Here is an 18,153-nt window from a genome sequence, read left to right as displayed (position 1 = left end):
GTTTCGATTTGCCTAAGGATTAGAATGTGCTTTGTTCATTGTGTAGTTGCAGCATGTATGCAGCAACCAAATCTGCGAATCCTTTTTCTCACCGTCAATTATGAAGAGGATTTTTATTTTCATCAAGTGTAAATCCTTCCCCAATGACATCATGGACATCATTGACAGCAACGAAGGCATGGGGATCAATAGATGTGATAATGCTTTTTAGTTTGATGAGTTCGTTTCTTGCTACTACACAGTATAATACGTGTCGCTCCTTCTTTGTATATGTCCCCATTCCGTGTAAAAATGTAGCGCCACGATCCATTTTTGAGAGGATTTTCTCTGCAATTTCCGCATTTTTCTCCGAAATGATTGTCGCTCCTTTTGCAGCGTAAGCACCTTCTTGCATAAAATCAATTACTCGTGCACCGACAAATACCGCGACAAGCGTGTACATCCCTTGCTGATAGGAGAGATATGTAATAATTGAGACGAAAATTACAACTGCATCGAATAAAAACATAGTTTTCCCCATGCTCCAACCGATGTATTTATGTGCGAGTCGTGCGATAATATCAACACCGCCTGTTGTACCGCCGTAACGAAAAATAATCCCAAGTCCCACCCCGATAAACAGGCCTGCAAACAGTGCGGCCAATGTCATATCCTTTTGTAGATTTAAGTGGAGATTAAATAAGCCGTATCGTTGAAAGACCCAAAGGAAGGCAGAAACGCTAAATGTTCCAATTAGTGTATACAGAAAGGTTGTGCGACCAAGGAGCCTCCAGCCAACGAAAAAAAGCGGGATATTTAGAAGTAAATTCGTATAAGAGGGATCCCAGTGAAACAAAAAGTACAGCAGTAGTGTAATCCCTGTAAATCCGCCCTCCGCCAAATGATTTTCGATGTTAATATTGACGATACCAAATGAAAAGATGGCAGATCCAATGACAATAAAAATAATATTGCTGATTCTCAGACCGAAGTTCATGCTAATCCCCCTGTTCCATTGTGCAATATCATATTATAATTTATCTGTTTATTAGTGGGAAATTATGTACAAGTGAAAAGAAATTTGTCAAATGCCATAGAATTGGCTAACATGAAAAGAGGAAGAAAATTGAGGTGAATGGAATGGGACATAAAACGATACATAAGATGCAGCAAGAAGTCGATGAATATATTAGTCAATTTAAAGAGGGCTATTTCAGTCCGCTTGCGATGATGGCGAGATTAACAGAAGAGATGGGTGAATTAGCGAGAGAAATCAATCATTATTATGGGGAAAAGCCAAAAAAATCGACAGAAAAAGAACGAACCGTCGAAGAAGAGCTAGGAGATGTACTTTTTGTTATGATTTGTATGGCAAACAGCTTGAACATTGACCTCGAAACAGCCCATAATGTAGTGATGGATAAATTTCAAACGCGTGACAAAAACCGTTGGACACGCAAGGAAGAGGGAGAGACACAACAATGAACACAATTCGTATTGCAGTAGCTGGTCCAAGAGGAAGAATGGGGGTAGAGGCGCTTCGTCTCATTGAACGAACTCCGCACTTTCAGCTTGTTGCGGCTGTAGACCGTACAAATGGTGGAAAACTGATTTCTGATATCGATGGACTTCCGTCTTTGGCAGCGCCAATTTATGAAGATTTAAATGTATGTTTATCAGAGGTACAGGTGGATGTGCTGCTTGATTTAACGACACCGGAAATTGGGAAAAACCATGTGTATATTGCCTTAGAACACGGTGTACGTTCGGTTATTGGAACAACGGGTTTCACAGAGCAAGAACTCCGTGATCTCGAGGCAGCCGCGAAAGAGAAAGGTGTAGGAACGATTATTGCTCCGAACTTTGCAATTGGCGCCATTTTGATGATGAAGTTTGCACAAATGGCAGCAAAATATTTTCAAGACGTTGAAATCATTGAGCTTCATCATGATCAAAAGCTTGATGCTCCATCAGGAACTGCGGTGAAAACAGTGGACTTAATCCGTTCAGTTCGTGAACCAAAAAAGCAGGGGCATCCGAATGAATCAGAGCAGCTGCAAGGTGCGAGGGGTGCAGAGGTAGACGGCATTCATATTCACAGCGTCCGCTTGCCGGGATTAATCGCCCATCAGGAAGTACTATTTGGCGGCGATGGTCAAATGCTTACAGTTCGTCACGATTCGTTTAACCGCGTTTCCTTCATGTCCGGTGTTCAACTTGCTGTTGAAACGGTTATGAAGGTAGATGGACTTGTGTATGGATTAGAAAATATTGTAGATTAAAAAAGAAACTACATACAATATTAAAGGGGAGACGGAGATGAAAATTGCTTTAATTGCTCACGATAAGAAAAAACAAGATATGGTTGCGTTTACGTACGCATATAAACCAATATTGGAGCAGCATGAACTATTTGCGACAGGGACGACAGGGCTTCGGATTATGGAGGCGACAGAAATGGCGGTTACACGTTTTCAGTCTGGTCCGTTAGGCGGTGACCAAGAGATTGGTGCGATGATCGCAAAAAATGATATGGATATGGTCATTTTTTTCCGCGATCCACTTACAGCGCAGCCGCATGAGCCGGATGTCAATGCATTGCTTCGATTATGCGATGTATATTCGATTCCACTTGCTACAAATATGGCGAGTGCTGAATTATTGATGCATGCTTTAGAACGGGGAGATCTAGATTATCGAGCATTAAGAAAATGAGGGAAGTACAGCATGAGTGATTTACATATATTAGCTTTTGGCGCACATGCGGATGATGTAGAGATCGGGATGGCTGGCACAATTGCCAAGTATGCGCGATTGGGATATAAAGTGGGGATTTGCGATTTAACAGAAGCTGAGCTGTCCTCTAATGGCACCGTAGAAGGAAGAAGATACGAAGCGGAGGAGGCGGCCCATATATTAGGGGCCGTTCAACGCATCAATCTGCATATGCCGGATAGGGGATTGTACATGCAGGAGGAACGCATTTGGAAATTGGTAGAAGTGATTCGCTTGTATAAGCCTCAGCTTGTGTTTGCTCCATATTGGGAGGACCGTCATCCTGATCATGCAAATTGCGCTCATCTTGTAGAGGAAGCAGTGTTTTCGGCGGGCATCCGCAAATATATGCCGGAACGTGACGCACACCGCGTACAAGCGTTGCATTATTACATGATTAATGGATTTCATCAACCGTCTTTTTGTGTAGATATCAGCGAAGAGATGGACAAAAAAATTCGTTCTTTACAAGCATACAAAAGTCAATTTGTAAAAGGGGAGAACGGTGTTAGCACCCCGTTGACGGAAGGCTATATTGAAACGGTCGTTGCACGCGATACATTGTTTGGAAAAGAAGTGGGAACAAAGTATGCGGAGGGCTTTATAAGTAAAAAGCCGCTTCTCATCAGACATGGTTTACTGGGAGGGATAGAATGAAGCTGAAAATTGGGATTACATGTTATCCTTCCGTCGGCGGCTCAGGTGTTGTCGGGACGGAATTAGGGAAGCTGTTAGCAGAACGTGGACACGAAATTCATTTTATTACCTCAGGCATGCCATTTCGACTGAATCGTTTCTATCCGAACATTTACTTTCACGAGGTAGCGGTGAATCAATATTCTGTTTTTCAATACCCACCTTATGATTTGGCGCTTGCAAATAAAATGGCCGAGGTAGCAGAGCGGGAAAATCTTGACTTGCTTCATGTGCATTATGCAATTCCGCATGCTGTCTGTGCATATTTAGCAAAACAAATGACGGGTGATCATCTGAAAATTGTTACTACCCTGCACGGTACGGATATTACAATTCTTGGATATGATACATCTTTAAACAGTTTAATTCGGTTTGGTATCGAAAAATCGGATATCGTAACAGCTGTTTCGGATTCGCTTGCACAGGAAACCTATGATTTAATTAAGCCTAATAAGGAGATTGAAACAGTATACAACTTTGTGGATGAACGCGTATATCGCAAACGCGATATGTCTCATTTGCGCAATGAATATGGCATTGAGCCGGATGAAAAGGTTATCATCCACATTTCAAATTTCCGGAAGGTTAAGCGAGTGGAAGATGTTATTCAATCGTTTGCACTCATTCGAGAAAAAACACCTTCCAAGCTTCTGCTAGTAGGAGATGGACCAGAGCTGTGCGGGATGACAAAGCTGGTAAAGCAGCTCCAGCTAGAAGGAGATGTGTTATTTTTAGGAAAGCAGGATAATGTAGAGGAACTCTTGTCCATGAGTGATCTGCTGCTATTGCTTTCTGAAAAGGAGAGCTTTGGTTTGGTGCTGCTTGAGGCAATGTTTTGCGGTGTGCCTTGCATTGGCACGAATGTGGGCGGTATTCCTGAGGTGATTCGAGATGGGGAAACAGGATTTATCTGTGAGCTGGGAGATGTGCAAGATATTGCGGAAAAGGCCTTGCATGTTTTAACAAATCCAACATTACATACGGAGATGGTAACGCGTTCAATGGATATGGCAAAGGAGCGCTTCCGTTCGAGTCACATTGTTTCTCAATACGAAGATTTGTACTATAAACTGTTAGGGACTGAGCGAAATGCAACCGTTTAAACATGCGTCCGCTATTATAGAGAAGCTAGAGAAACACGGATTTGAAGCCTATTTTGTAGGCGGAAGCGTGCGTGACTTTATCATTGGAAAGCCAATTAGTGATGTGGATATCGCGACATCAGCGCTTCCTAATGAAGTGATGAGGATATTTCCTCATCATGTTCCAATTGGGCTGGAACATGGAACTGTGCTTGTTTTGTATGAAGGTATTTCATATGAAGTGACAACATTTCGAATGGAAGCGGAGTATGATGACTTTCGCAGACCGAGCCATGTCTCGTTTGTAAGGTCTCTTGAGGAAGATTTAAAGCGAAGGGATTTTACGATGAATGCGATTGCCATGACAGCGAACGGCGATATGATTGATTCATTTGGAGGACAGGAAGCAATACATCGCAAACAAATTCAAACTGTTGGAAATCCAGATGAACGTTTTAGGGAGGACGCGCTTCGCATGATGCGAGGTGTTCGCTTTGTAAGTACGCTTGGCTTTCATTTGTCGGATGAAACGAAGCAGGCTATACAAGAACATGCAGGACTGCTTGTACATATTGCAATTGAACGTATTGCTGTTGAGTTTGAAAAGTTGCTGCTGGGAGAGGGCGTTCGACAGGCACTTTTACTTCTGGTAGAAACAGACTTATATGCATATCTTCCTTATTTTGAGAAAAAGGGAGAACAAATCGCCAGTGCTGCTATGTATAATTGGGATGTCATTCAATCAAGCGAAGAGGCGTGGGCCTTGCTATTGCGTGCGGTGAAGCCTGAGAACGCGGATGCTTTGCTTAAGAACTGGAAGTTATCTAACAAAAAGGTTCACACGATTACGTCTATTCTCCATTGTTTAGTGCAGCGGGAGAAATCAGAGTGGAATGACATGCTGCTATATCAGAGCGGAGAAGAAATATCAATCATGACAGAGCGTGTTGTGTCTGCTCTGCAAGGAGAGCAGCCTAGTATCGAGCATGTGCACAGTCTATATAAAAAGCTGCCCATTCACAGTCGAAAGGATTTAGCAGTGACCGGTACAGATTTGCTGCAATGGACAGGCAAACAAGGAGGTCCGTGGCTTGCTGCTGCCCTTGGGCAACTAGAGCGTGAGGTTGTATGCGGCAGGCTTGCCAATTCAAAGGAAAGTGTGAAGGAGTGGCTGAAACAATGCAATCTTCTATAAGAAGACAATTGCTCGAAATTTTTTCTAAGTCAGATGGGGAATTCGTGTCCGGACAAATGATTAGTGATGAATTAGGTTGTTCTCGGACAGCTGTATGGAAGCATATGGAGGATCTTCGAAAGGAAGGCTATGAGCTTGAGGCAGTGCGGCGGCTTGGATATCGAATTGCTCGTAAGCCTGATAAAGTAACTGGAAATGAAATCCATCTCGGCTTACAAACGGATTATATTGGAAAAAATATTTATTTTGAAGAAACGGTGGAATCTACACAAAAGATTGCTGCCCGTCTCGTTTATGAAGGTGCTTCCGAGGGTACTGTTGTTGTAGCAGAAGAGCAAACATCGGGGCGCGGCCGTTTAAGCCGCACATGGCATTCTCCGAAGGGAACAGGCATTTGGATGAGTGTTATTTTACGTCCTGATATTCCAGTGCAGAAAGCGCCTCAGCTTACGCTCTTGGCTGCCGTTGGCATTGCGCAGGCGATCGAGAAGTGCACAGGTCTTTCTGTGGGCATTAAGTGGCCAAATGATATTCTCATTAACGGTAAAAAAGCAGTCGGTATTTTAACGGAGCTGCAGGCAGATCCGGATAAGATTCATGCTGTCATTATCGGCATTGGCATAAATGTTAATCAGCAGCATGAACACTTAGCGGAAGATATCCGTCAGATTGCGACGTCTCTGCTTATTGAAACAGGACGGGAACAAAAACGTGCAGAATTAATGCAGGCGATTTTTTTGCAGCTAGAAAAGCTGTATAAGCAATATATGGCAGAAGGCTTTGGGATTATTAAGCTGCTGTGGGAGAGCTATGCGGTAAGTATTGGCAAAGAAATTACGGCTCGAACTATGACGAATGCCATTACTGGAATAGCAAAAGGGATTACGGAGGATGGCATATTAATGCTGGAAGACCGAGAAGGTGTTATCCATTATATTCATTCTGCTGATATTGAAATCTAGTACCGCAAAAGGAAGTTTGCTATAATGGTTACTGAACAAGGGCAGTATCGAGAGAACTGCACCATCATATCTAAGTAAGAAAAAAGGATTCTGCCTTGATCCGCAATATAGGACTAGGACAGAAGGATGAGAATAGCTGTCATATATCCTTCTTTCTGTATTGGAAAGAGGGTTTTTAGGATGGCCCTTTCCTTCTTCCTGCAAATGAGGAGGAGAATGATGAAAAGCTCTAAGGATTTTTTGCAAATGAAGCAGCATGATGAACCAATTGTAATGGTAACAGCATATGATTATCCGTCTGCCAAGCTGGTGGAGCAAGCTGGTGTGGACATGATTTTGGTTGGTGACTCGCTCGGTATGGTGGTGCTTGGGTACGATTCTACAATACCGGTTACAGTTGAGGATATGATCCATCATACAAAGGCGGTCCGTCGAGGTGCTGCCGAGACGTTTATTGTAACGGATATGCCATTTATGTCCTATCACGTTTCTAAAGAAGAGGCGATGAAAAATGCACGCCGCATTATGCAAGAAGGCGGGGCGCATGCAGTAAAGGTTGAGGGAGCAGATGAAGTGGTTGATATCATCGGTCTTCTTACACGCGCTGGTGTGCCTGTTGTTGCGCATCTTGGTTTAACGCCACAGTCAGTCGGTGTATTAGGCGGCTATAAAGTGCAGGGCAAGGATGCAGAAAGTGCCCGTAAGCTGCTGGAGGATGCGAAAAAGTGCGAACAAGCAGGGGCGATTGCGCTTGTATTAGAATGCGTGCCGAAGCAATTGGCAGCGCAAATATCTATGCAGTTGAACATTCCGACAATTGGTATCGGTGCAGGTAATGATACAGATGGCCAAGTTCTCGTTTACCATGATGTTATCACATATGGCGTAGGTCGCGTACCGAAGTTTGTAAAGCCGTTCGCATCTGTTCAGGATGAAATCGTGCGCGGGATTACGCAATATACGAAAGAGGTAAAAACAAGACAATTTCCAAGCGAAGAACAATCTTTCACAATGAAGGAAGAAGAATTGCTTGCACTGTACGGAGGAAGTATTTCATGCAAATAATTTCACATATTACACAAATGCAGCAACTCGTGTTAAAGCTGCGCGAGACAGGAAAAACAATTGGTTTTGTTCCCACAATGGGGTATTTACATGAGGGGCATGCAACGTTGCTTCAACAAGCAAGAGAAGAGAATGATATTGTCGTTTTAAGTGTATTTGTAAATCCCCTACAATTTGGTCCGAATGAGGACTTTGATCGATATCCGCGCAATATCGAACGCGATGAATGCGTGGCGAAGGAAGCAGGAGCTGACTATTTGTTTTATCCGAGTGTTACAGAGATGTATCCATCGAAACGGACAACAACAATTACGGTGACATCCCGCACTGATGTGCTATGTGGACAAAAGCGGCCTGGACATTTTGATGGTGTAGCAACGGTACTTCTAAAGCTGTTCAATATTGTCATGCCGCACCGAGCTTATTTCGGCTTGAAGGATGCCCAACAAGTGGCTGTTGTACAAGGGCTTGTTTCCGATTATAATATTCCGGTGACCATCGTTCCGGTTCACACGGTACGGGAAAATGATGGACTGGCAAAAAGTTCCCGTAACGTTTATTTGTCCGAAACAGAGCGTGCGCAAGCTCCGAGTCTATATCAAGCATTGCAGCTTGCACAGCAGGCAATTGCAAACGGTGAACGAAACCCTTCGATTGTCCGCTCTATTGTAGAAAAGCAGATTGTAACACATACAGATGGTGAAATTGATTATGTGAGTATATATTCGTATCCGGAACTTGAGGAGCTAGATGTGCTACAAGGAACCGTGATAGTAGCAATTGCAGTGAAGTTTTCGAAAGCAAGACTGATTGACAATCTTGTACTGACAGTAGAATAAGGGGGAGCAGCTATGTATCGCATGATGATGAGAGCGAAATTGCACCGTGCAACTGTAACGGAAGCGAATTTAAACTACGTAGGAAGCATCACGATTGATGAAGATTTAATGGATGCGGTCGGTGTTGTAGAAAACGAAAAGGTACAAATTGTAAACAATAATAATGGTGCACGTTTTGAGACGTATATTATTAAGGGAGAACGCGGCAGCGGTGTGGTTTGTTTAAATGGTGCAGCGGCGCGTCTTGTTCAGCCTGGAGATAAGGTTATTATTATTTGTTACGGATTTGTATCAGAGGAGCAGATACACGAACATAAGCCGAAAATTGCTGTTCTAGATGAACAGAATCAGATTGTGGAAATGCTTGGGCAGGAACCAGCTGCAACGATTAAATAAAAAAGCAGGTCCGATGCCTCTAGCAGGAGAGAAATATTTTGCCTCATTGGGTGAAAAAGGCTTTTCACACTGTGGGAGTTAAACAGCGTTTGAAATTTTATACATTTCGATTTTGTACGAAGAGAAAAGTCCCCAACAACTGGGGATTTTTCTTTTGGTTCCACTTTAAGAAAGGATAAATTCCCAGCTAGAAGTTTATTCGACGCAGTGGGGAATTTTAGGAATAAAGTATAAGGGTAACTACGCCTCTGTCTTCGCCCGAGCCGTGTCTGCTTTTCTTAAGTAAGATTGATGGAAACGTGGTATAGTAAGAGTAAGCATGTCTTGGTGTTGTGAAAAGTAAAGAGGTGTTCATTATGTACAACCGCTATGTTGTGGTAGATCTTGAAACGACAGGAAATATATATAAAGGCGGAATTGATAAAATTACGCAAGTGGCAGCTGTTGTCATCGAGAATGGAGAGGTTATAGAAATCTTTTCAACGTTTGTGAATCCAGGTAAGCCAATTCCTCCTTTCATTGCTGAATTAACGGGAATTAATGATGATCTAGTTCAACACGCTCCTTCTTTTCAAGATGTGGCTCCGATGATTGCTGAGCTTTTAGAAAACTCCTGCTTCGTTGCTCATAATGTTCATTTTGATTGGAGATTTTTGCAGGAGGAACTGAAACTATCTGGTTTTCCTTCAGTTGTCTGTCCTTCTATTGATACAGTAGAACTCGCGCGTATTTTGTTGCCTACTGCTGAAAGTCATAAGCTAGGTGACTTAGCCAAGCTTTTTGCGCTTGAACATGAAAATCCGCATCGCGCTGATAGTGATGCGATGGTAACAGCAGAATTATTTTTGCTGCTATGCAATAAATTAGCGGCTTTACCACTTGTTACACTTCAGTCATTATATAATTTGAGCCGATCCTTTAAGAGTGAAATCAGTGAATTGCTGTCCGCTCTTATTCTGGATAAACTAGTAAGCAGTTCTCCAAAAGAGGAGTATGACATTTACCGTAATCTCGCGCTCCGTAAACGTAGCTATGAAGCACCTGCGGAAGAAGCGAGTCCTATAGAGTTTTCTGCATGGAAAACGCTGATGCAACAAAATGGCCATCCGAATGGATTTGAATATAGAGCAGGACAAATACAAATGGCAGAGGAAGTGTATGATGCCTTTTCTTCGGCACGCATTTCGTTAATTGAGGCAGGAACAGGAACAGGAAAAACGCTGGCATATTTAATTCCGAGCTTGTTCCACGCTCGAAAAGCTGAACAGCCTGTTGTCATTAGCACACAAACAGTGCAGCTGCAGCAGCAAATTGTGGAGAAGGAAATCCCGGTTTTAAGAAAACTGCTTCCTTTTTCCTTTCAAACAGCCGTGATGAAAGGAAGAAAGCATTATATATGTCTACAAAAATTTGAACATGTATTAGAAGAACAGGATGAAAATTATGATACTGTATTAACGAAGGCAAAAATTTTAGTATGGCTTCTTGAAACAGAAACGGGAGATGTAGATGAGCTGAATTTGCCGACTGGCGGAAAGCTGCTATGGGAACGGATTTGCAGCGGTGGAAATAGCACTGGAACGAGTAATCCATGGAACAGCCGTTGTTTTTATCAGCAGGCGAAGCATCGTGTATTATTTGCTGATCTTATTGTTACAAATCATGCGCTGCTGCTGCAGGATGCGACAAATGAAGATTCTTTGTTATCCTCATATGAATATGTCGTGCTCGATGAGGCGCATCATATTGAAGAAGCGGCGAGTCATATGCTTGGTGAACAGTTTTCATGCATGCAGTTTCAGCTCTGGTTATCAAGGATGGGGACACTTGAAACAAATGATGTGCTCTCAAACATACGCGACATACTGGGCGATACATTGGATCCAGCGTGGAAGAAGATTCATCATGTATTAAAAGAAGTGAAATGGGAAAGTGATGAATTATTTCGGTTGCTTCGCTCCTTCATTTTTGAAAAAAACAAAAGCAAGCAGGCTGATAGTAATGTTCGGGTTCTGTACCGATATGAACGAAAAACGGAAAAGGGAAAGCTTTGGAATGCTATTACAGAAGGGGCTGACCGTTTAATACATATACTGGAAGAGCTGTGTGTTCTATTACAAGGGCAAGTGCAAAAAAGTGGAAGGTTTGCTGAGTATGTAATCGTGCAGCAATTTATTACGCTTGTTGATTCGCTTGACGAGATGAGGCAGACGCTGCTCCACTTGTTGCTGCAGGAGCAGCAGGATGGTGTAACGTGGTTTGAAGCAGAAACGAAGGGGAGTATTCACTCTACCATTATATACAAGCAGCCGATTGACGTAAGTGACCTGCTCGCGGACCGCTTTTTTGCGAAAAAGAAAAGCGTTGTTCTTACATCTGCGACGTTAACTGTCAACCAGACATTTGACTATATCATTCGAGCGCTCGGACTCTCTGATTTTTGTCCATCTGTGATGGCTCTTTCCTCCCCGTTTCAATATGATCAACAAGTTCGAATGATGGTTCCGACGGATTTACCTTCTATAAAACAAGTATCACAAGATGAGTATGTAGAGGCAATCGCACGCCATATCATAAAAATTGCTAAGGTAACAAACGGCCGGATGCTCGTTTTGTTTACCTCTTATGAGATGCTGAGGCAAACGCATGCAGCAATCAAAGAAACCGGAGCATTGGAGGAATTTGCGCTTCTTGCGCAAGGGGTGAGCAGCAGCCGGATGCGAATGACAAAGCAGTTCCAACAGTTTGAAAAGTCAATTTTGTTTGGTACAAGCAGCTTTTGGGAGGGAATTGATATACCTGGAGAAAGTTTGAGTTGCCTTGTGATGGTGCGTCTTCCATTTGTTCCACCGGATCATCCGATTATGGCAGCAAAAGGGGAAAAAATAGAGAGAGGTGGGGGCAATGCCTTTATTGAATTGGCTCTTCCACAAGCTATTCTTCGATTTAAGCAAGGCTTTGGCAGACTGATTCGTACGGAAAGTGATACAGGTACGTTTTTTGTGTTAGACCGTCGTATTACAACGACCTTTTACGGAAAACGATTTATTGCATCTATTCCTGCGATTCCTCTATATGAGCAGCCATTGCAAAATTTGTTAGAATTGATGGAGAATGGATAGGTTCCCTGTATTTCAATAAAGAAAACTCACTGTTCGGTGAAGACGAAGGTGCAGTTGCATTTATCTGTTGTTCCTAAAATTTCCGGCTACGTCAAATTCGCTTCTAGCTAGAGGTTTATCCTTCTGAAAGCGTAAAAAGACCTGCAGAAACATCCGCAGGCGTTCATGTGGGTTAGAAGAAATTTTATTGTAGAATCTTTCACTTCGTTGATTCATCAAAGATTGTGCGATAAAAAGGCGAGACGATATGAGTCCAAACCTTTTTTCCCGTGTAATGACCTGCTATAATAAGTGGTGATGCAGCAGGGGTTATAAGAATGTACTTTTATTGTAACCTCGTTGCCCGCTTCTATGATTAGAAATTTTGTGTAACGGAGGAGTCAAGATGGATAAGAAGATGGGGGTGCTTTCTACAATGCGTTTTCAATATACAAGCAATCTGTATAAAATTGTAGATAGCCTTAACCCAACCCTTAGGGAAAAAGATTTAATGTTTGGGCTGGCTCTTGATGAGAAAGAGAAAAAAACAGCTGTATTTACTATATATAGAACGTAGTGATACAATGAAAAAGTGGCTACTCGGAGCCATTGCGTTGCTGGTCTTGCTTCTCCTCTGGAGTTTGTATATTTATAAGGAAGCGATGAATGGAAAGACTCATGGTGAGGCTCATGCAATCGAAATGGCAAAGAAAAATGCGAATCTTGTCAGCATTACAAGAACAGACTATTATCATGGTTATAAGAAAAATCTATCTTATACTGTTGTAGAGGGCTCTGATGCAAAACGTAAGCAGTGGATTGTACTTGTGCCAGAAAAAGATGATGAGAAAGTGTTAACGGTCAAACAAAAGGATGCGATTTCAGCAAAGCAAGCCCTGGAGAGCATCATGAAGGATTCAGAGGTGGTTGGGAATTCCGAAAAGCCGAAGGAAATCATCAAAATGAAGATGGGTGCTGAAAAAAACGTTTCACTTTGGGAAATTACATATGTAGATGTAGAGGACCGTTATAGTTTTTGTTATGTTGATTTGAAGACTGGGAGAGTTTTACGCTTATACACACTTCAAAAATAGATGTTGGGGGAACTAAATCATGAAATTGGCAAAACGCGTATCTGCTTTAACACCATCTACAACGTTAGAAATTACAGCAAAAGCGCAAGAATTGAAAGCACAGGGATATGATGTAATCGGTCTAGGCGCAGGTGAGCCAGACTTTAATACACCACAGCATATTATGGATGCTGCTTATCAAGCAATGTTGGCAGGACATACAAAGTACACGCCTACAGGCGGCTTAGCTACTTTGAAAAAAGAGATTATTTCTAAGTTAGAGCGTGATCAACAGTTGTCGTATGAGCCTACTGAAGTGATTGTCTGCAATGGAGCAAAGCACGCGTTATATACATTGTTCCAAGTTATTCTTGATGAAGGGGACGAAGTCATCATTCCGACTCCATACTGGGTAAGCTATCCGGAGCAGGTTAAGCTTGCAGAAGGTGTACCTGTCTTTGTAGAAGGCAAGGAGGAGAACGAGTTTAAGATTACACCCGAGCAGCTGAAAGCAGCGATTACGGAGAAAACAAAAGCAGTTATCATTAACTCACCAAGCAATCCAACTGGCATGATTTATAGTGAGAACGAACTAAAAGCGCTTGGAGAGGTATGTGTAGAGCATAATCTCGTTATTGTTTCCGATGAGATTTACGAAAAGCTTGTTTATGGAGATGCAAAGCATGTTTCCATTGCCCAGCTTTCTCCGGAATTGAAGGAGCTTACGGTGATTATTAACGGTGTATCTAAATCGCACTCTATGACAGGATGGCGTATCGGCTATGCGGTTGGAAATAAAACTTTGATCAAAGCAATGACAAACTTAGCAAGCCATAGCACGTCCAACCCGACTTCCATTGCACAATATGCGACGATTGCCGCTTACCAGCAGCCACAGGATGCAGTAGAAGAAATGCGCGAAGCATTTGAAAGCCGTTTAAATATTATTTATGACAAATTGATCCAAATTCCTGGATTTTCTTGCATCAAACCGCAGGGTGCATTTTACTTATTCCCTAATGCACAAGAGGCAGCAGTGTTAGCAGGTTACGAAACAGTAGACGAGTGGACAAAAGCGCTTTTAGAAGAAGAAAAGGTTGCGCTTGTACCAGGCTCAGGCTTTGGTGCACCAAATAACGTCCGTTTATCTTATGCAACATCACTTGAACAATTAGAAAAAGCGTTAGAGCGCATTCAAGCATTTATGGAAAAGAAAATGAACCGCTAAAGAAAACTTGCCGATTGGCAAGCCGTTAGGCGAGGACAGAGGCATAGTTGCACTTACACTGTGTTCCGAAAATTTCCGACTACGTCGAATTGGCTTCCAACTGGAAATTTATGTTTTCTTACAGTGTAATATAAAATTCCCTTTTCTTTACAGAAAAGGGAATTGTTTTGTATAATAAAAAAAAGAGTTGGACTGAGGTTTCTGTTGGAGGGACTAGAGAAGTGAAAATAACAATTGCTGAAGTAAGTCAGTATGTAAACCAAGAAGTGACAATGGGAGTTTGGCTTGCCAACAAGCGTTCTAGCGGGAAAATAGCCTTTTTACAGCTTCGTGACGGTTCTGGTTTTATTCAAGGGGTTGTTGTCAAAGAAGAGGTAGGGGACGAGATATTCCAAAAAGCTAAGGCGCTTACGCAGGAAAGTTCTTTATACGTAACAGGTATTGTACGTGAAGATGAGCGTTCTCCATTTGGATATGAACTTGCAGTTCAAAATGTGGATCTTATTCATGCTGCGACAGATTACCCAATTACGCCTAAGGAGCATGGTACAGAATTTCTGATGGACAATCGTCATCTTTGGATTCGTTCTAAGCGCCAACATGCAGTTTTGCGAATTCGTCATGAGATTATTCGTGCTACATACGAATTCTTTCATAAAAACGGGTTTGTGAAGGTAGATCCGCCTATTTTGACTGGGAGTGCACCAGAAGGAACAACTGAGCTTTTTCATACGAAATACTTTGATGAGGATGCGTATTTATCACAAAGTGGTCAACTGTACATGGAAGCTGCAGCAATGGCGTTTGGAAGGGTATTTTCGTTTGGACCGACATTTCGTGCGGAAAAATCAAAAACACGTCGTCATTTAATTGAGTTTTGGATGATTGAACCGGAAATGGCTTTTATGGATCATGAAGATAACCTGCGCATGCAAGAAAATTACGTATCCTATCTTGTGCAGTCTGTTTTGCAGAATTGTGCACTAGAACTAAAAACATTAGGAAGAGATATTGCTAAGTTGGAAAAGGTAAAAGCTCCGTTTCCTCGTATTACATACGATGAAGCGATTAAAATGCTTCATGATCAAGGCTATAATGATATTCAATGGGGCGATGATTTTGGTGCGCCGCATGAAACAGCAATTGCCGAAAGTTTTGAAAAACCGGTATTTATTACGCATTATCCGGCAAAAATTAAAGCGTTTTATATGAAACCGGATCCAAACCGTCCAGATGTTGTCTTGTGTGCAGATTTAATTGCACCAGAAGGATACGGTGAGCTCATTGGTGGTTCGCAGCGGATTGATGACTATGATTTCTTAAAACAAAGATTAGATGAGCATGGACTGAATGAAGAGACGTATAAGTGGTATATGGATCTTCGTAAGTATGGCTCTGTACCTCACTCAGGTTTTGGACTTGGATTAGAGCGTACTGTTGCTTGGATTTCAGGAACAGAGCATGTACGTGAAACAATTCCATTCCCGCGTCTGCTCAATCGTCTGTATCCATAATACAAAGAACAATACGGCCTTTCCTAAGATGGTACTTATGACGTTTCCATCTACAGGGAGGGTCTTTTTATCCTCTTTTTTCTTACACTGTAGGAAAGGATAAATTTCTAGCTAGGAGGCCATTCGACGTAGCGGGAAATTTTAGGAATAAAGTATAAGTGCAACTACGCCTCTGTCTTCGCCCAAGAGCGGGGCTCGCCAATCAGCGAGTTTTCTTTATGTAGAAAAGGGGCTAAAAGGAACTTCCCGATTCAGGCAAACATAATCGATTGTGGTATACTAGAGGGCGAGGTGTTAGATAGATGAAAAAGAAAATTATGATTCAATGGTTTGAACAAGGCAGCATTGCCATTCCAAAGCTTCTGATGATTCATTACCGGAAAATGGGATTGAATGAAATAGAATTTATGGTTCTTCTTCATGTTCATACATTTTTAGAGTCAGGAAAGACCTTTCCAACTCCGGATGAAATTGCAGACCGAATGACCATTTCCTCGGTACAATGTATGGAGGTGCTTCGTACGCTTGTACAAAACGGCTTTTTAATGATTGAAGGAAGTCAAAAAGATGGAGCTCTATGTGAGAGTTATTCACTCCAACCATTGTGGGAGAAAATTTTGCAATTGCTTATGAATGAAACTATCTCAGAAGAGCTGGAAATGCAACAACAACTAGAAAACAGTTTATATAGCATATTTGAACAAGAATTTGGCCGTCCGCTATCACCGTTTGAATGTGAGACATTAACAATGTGGCAGGATCAAGACCATCATACGCCAGTTATCATTCAGACTGCTTTACGTGAGGCCGTTCTTAGTGGCAAACTCAATTTCCGCTATATTGACCGTATTTTATTCGAGTGGAAGAAAAACGGGATCAAAACGGTCGAGCAGGCGCAGCAATATGGGCAAAAGTTTAGGGCGAATCAAACGCGTAATAGTGCTCCTATGCGGCAGGAAACGAAGTATACAGGGAAAGTTCCATTTTATAATTGGCTTGAACAATAAAAGAATGCAATTGCATCAGGAGTGAAAGAAATGCTAACTGTTAAACAAATTCGCCATTGTCTTGATACAATGGGAGAGATGTTTCCAGACGCACATTGCGAATTGGTACATTCTAACCCATTTGAATTAGTCATCGCTGTTTCTTTATCAGCACAATGTACAGATGCGCTTGTCAATAAAGTGACAAAAGATCTGTTTCAAAAATATAAAACACCCGAGGACTATTTGAGTGTCTCGCTGGAGGAGCTCCAAAACGACATTCGTTCCATTGGTTTATATCGAAATAAAGCCAAAAACATTCAAAAGTTATGTCAGCTACTTTTAGACGAGTATGGTGGAGAGGTTCCACGTGATCGGGATGAATTGACGAAGCTGCCGGGGGTTGGCAGGAAGACAGCGAACGTTGTTGTATCTGTTGCATTTGGTGTACCAGCTATTGCGGTTGACACACATGTTGAGCGCGTGAGCAAGCGTCTTGGATTCTGTCGCTGGAAGGACTCTGTACTAGAGGTGGAAAAGGCGTTAATGAAGAAGGTGCCGATGGAGGAGTGGAGTGTTACGCATCATCGCATGATCTTCTTTGGACGTTATCATTGTAAAGCACAACGTCCGCAATGTGAAGTTTGTCCACTGTTGGAAGTGTGTCGTGAAGGAAAGAAACGGATGAAAGAAAGGAATAAGTGATGATGCAGTATATAGCTATTCCAGATCTTTTTTTTCGACGCCCCTTTTTTGGAAATGGGGAAAGGAAAGTCAGGTATGATGAAACAACTGCTTTTACAGAGATTATGCGACACGCTTATTTTGTATATGATATTGCTGCTGTCCAATTAGTAGAGCTGTATAAGCCTTGGGAGAATCCAGAAGAAGCAATTTCAGCTGTACTTTCTCTTTGGAAGGAGGCGAAGCAGGAGATTGCGCTTCTGCTTCGTCAACGTAAACGGAGGGAAGCAGAAGGACCGATGATTCACTTCACAGCACATTTTTTATCCGTTCTTCATTGGATGAATGGAGTTGGGATCTCATCCTTGCAGGATATGGACCAAAACATGTGGCATCTACCAGTAAAGCCTATCAACGTAGGAGAACGGATTTTATTTATTTTGGATGGACCTAGTCACTATCATTCGTTTATCCAACTGTCTGAACTGTATGAAGAAGCTGAAAAGCAGTTCCTTAAGCAAATGGTTGTAAAGAAAACTCGCTTAAAGCGCAAAAAAACATCTCCTTTGTAGGAGATG

The 18,153-nt window shown here is 42.2% G+C and carries 19 protein-coding genes; 18 read left to right on the top strand and 1 reads right to left on the bottom strand.

The features are described 5' to 3' along the window. Nucleotides 1–94 precede the first annotated feature (94 nt). Nucleotides 95–976, bottom strand: a complete 882-nt coding sequence (locus AAHB12_RS12705) for a YitT family protein (protein WP_129728150.1) — start codon at nucleotides 974–976, stop codon at nucleotides 95–97. 143 nt (nucleotides 977–1,119) lie between these two features. On the opposite strand from AAHB12_RS12705, the gene AAHB12_RS12700 reads away from it, so the two are divergent. The 18 genes from AAHB12_RS12700 (at nucleotide 1,120) to AAHB12_RS12615 (ending at nucleotide 18,147) form a co-directional block, all read left to right on the top strand. After that, nucleotides 1,120–1,464 carry a nucleotide pyrophosphohydrolase gene (locus tag AAHB12_RS12700; protein ID WP_129728151.1) on the top strand — a complete coding sequence of 115 codons (345 nt, stop codon included), beginning with the start codon at nucleotides 1,120–1,122 and terminating at the stop codon, nucleotides 1,462–1,464. Continuing rightward, nucleotides 1,461–2,261, top strand: coding sequence for a 4-hydroxy-tetrahydrodipicolinate reductase (gene dapB, locus AAHB12_RS12695; RefSeq protein ID WP_129728152.1), 801 nt, complete (start codon nucleotides 1,461–1,463; stop codon nucleotides 2,259–2,261). The genes AAHB12_RS12700 and dapB overlap by 4 nt, the downstream gene beginning before the upstream one ends. Nucleotides 2,262–2,298: 37 nt before the next feature. Then, nucleotides 2,299–2,694: a methylglyoxal synthase gene (gene mgsA / locus AAHB12_RS12690; RefSeq protein ID WP_129728153.1), complete on the top strand. Its 396-nt coding sequence runs from the start codon at nucleotides 2,299–2,301 to the stop codon at nucleotides 2,692–2,694. Between the two features lie 12 nt (nucleotides 2,695–2,706). Continuing rightward, nucleotides 2,707–3,411 (top strand): bacillithiol biosynthesis deacetylase BshB1, encoded by a 705-nt coding sequence (gene bshB1 / locus AAHB12_RS12685; protein WP_342045555.1) that lies wholly within the window; start codon nucleotides 2,707–2,709, stop codon nucleotides 3,409–3,411. Continuing rightward, nucleotides 3,408–4,553: an N-acetyl-alpha-D-glucosaminyl L-malate synthase BshA gene (gene bshA / locus AAHB12_RS12680; RefSeq protein WP_129728155.1), complete on the top strand. Its 1,146-nt coding sequence runs from the start codon at nucleotides 3,408–3,410 to the stop codon at nucleotides 4,551–4,553. The genes bshB1 and bshA overlap by 4 nt, the downstream gene beginning before the upstream one ends. Then, nucleotides 4,540–5,727, top strand: a complete 1,188-nt coding sequence (locus AAHB12_RS12675) for a CCA tRNA nucleotidyltransferase (RefSeq protein ID WP_129728156.1) — start codon at nucleotides 4,540–4,542, stop codon at nucleotides 5,725–5,727. Before bshA ends, AAHB12_RS12675 begins: the two co-directional genes overlap by 14 nt. Beyond that, on the top strand, nucleotides 5,712–6,689 hold the full coding sequence (locus tag AAHB12_RS12670) for a biotin--[acetyl-CoA-carboxylase] ligase (protein WP_342045554.1): 978 nt from the start codon (nucleotides 5,712–5,714) through the stop codon (nucleotides 6,687–6,689). The genes AAHB12_RS12675 and AAHB12_RS12670 overlap by 16 nt, the downstream gene beginning before the upstream one ends. A 219-nt stretch (nucleotides 6,690–6,908) precedes the next feature. Further along, nucleotides 6,909–7,754, top strand: coding sequence for a 3-methyl-2-oxobutanoate hydroxymethyltransferase (gene panB / locus AAHB12_RS12665; RefSeq protein WP_342045579.1), 846 nt, complete (start codon nucleotides 6,909–6,911; stop codon nucleotides 7,752–7,754). Continuing rightward, nucleotides 7,745–8,593 (top strand): pantoate--beta-alanine ligase, encoded by an 849-nt coding sequence (gene panC, locus AAHB12_RS12660; RefSeq protein ID WP_129728159.1) that lies wholly within the window; start codon nucleotides 7,745–7,747, stop codon nucleotides 8,591–8,593. The genes panB and panC overlap by 10 nt, the downstream gene beginning before the upstream one ends. Before the next feature lie 12 nt (nucleotides 8,594–8,605). Then, nucleotides 8,606–8,989 carry an aspartate 1-decarboxylase gene (gene panD, locus AAHB12_RS12655; protein WP_129728160.1) on the top strand — a complete coding sequence of 128 codons (384 nt, stop codon included), beginning with the start codon at nucleotides 8,606–8,608 and terminating at the stop codon, nucleotides 8,987–8,989. A 356-nt stretch (nucleotides 8,990–9,345) separates the two neighbouring features. Next, nucleotides 9,346–12,111, top strand: coding sequence for an ATP-dependent DNA helicase DinG (dinG, locus tag AAHB12_RS12650; RefSeq protein WP_129728161.1), 2,766 nt, complete (start codon nucleotides 9,346–9,348; stop codon nucleotides 12,109–12,111). 385 nt (nucleotides 12,112–12,496) lie between these two features. After that, nucleotides 12,497–12,667 carry a YpmA family protein gene (locus tag AAHB12_RS12645; RefSeq protein ID WP_129728162.1) on the top strand — a complete coding sequence of 57 codons (171 nt, stop codon included), beginning with the start codon at nucleotides 12,497–12,499 and terminating at the stop codon, nucleotides 12,665–12,667. Nucleotides 12,668–12,674: 7 nt separating this feature from the next. Beyond that, nucleotides 12,675–13,184 (top strand): cell wall elongation regulator TseB-like domain-containing protein, encoded by a 510-nt coding sequence (locus AAHB12_RS12640; RefSeq protein WP_342045553.1) that lies wholly within the window; start codon nucleotides 12,675–12,677, stop codon nucleotides 13,182–13,184. Nucleotides 13,185–13,203: 19 nt separating this feature from the next. Beyond that, nucleotides 13,204–14,391, top strand: coding sequence for a pyridoxal phosphate-dependent aminotransferase (locus AAHB12_RS12635; RefSeq protein WP_342045552.1), 1,188 nt, complete (start codon nucleotides 13,204–13,206; stop codon nucleotides 14,389–14,391). 221 nt (nucleotides 14,392–14,612) lie between these two features. Continuing rightward, nucleotides 14,613–15,905 (top strand): asparagine--tRNA ligase, encoded by a 1,293-nt coding sequence (gene asnS, locus AAHB12_RS12630; protein WP_129728165.1) that lies wholly within the window; start codon nucleotides 14,613–14,615, stop codon nucleotides 15,903–15,905. Nucleotides 15,906–16,207: 302 nt separating this feature from the next. Next, the gene (locus AAHB12_RS12625) at nucleotides 16,208–16,912 is read left to right on the top strand and encodes a DnaD domain-containing protein (protein ID WP_129728166.1); all 705 of its coding nucleotides are present in this window, start codon (nucleotides 16,208–16,210) and stop codon (nucleotides 16,910–16,912) included. A 30-nt stretch (nucleotides 16,913–16,942) separates the two neighbouring features. Continuing rightward, nucleotides 16,943–17,596 (top strand): endonuclease III, encoded by a 654-nt coding sequence (gene nth, locus AAHB12_RS12620; protein WP_129728167.1) that lies wholly within the window; start codon nucleotides 16,943–16,945, stop codon nucleotides 17,594–17,596. Next, nucleotides 17,596–18,147 (top strand): YpoC family protein, encoded by a 552-nt coding sequence (locus AAHB12_RS12615; protein ID WP_129728168.1) that lies wholly within the window; start codon nucleotides 17,596–17,598, stop codon nucleotides 18,145–18,147. Before nth ends, AAHB12_RS12615 begins: the two co-directional genes overlap by 1 nt. Nucleotides 18,148–18,153 lie beyond the last annotated feature (6 nt).

It is taken from the genome of Bacillus sp. OTU530, from assembly GCF_038440375.1.
Note: the sequence above shows the minus strand (reverse complement) of the source record. Positions and strands in the feature narration are given on the sequence as shown.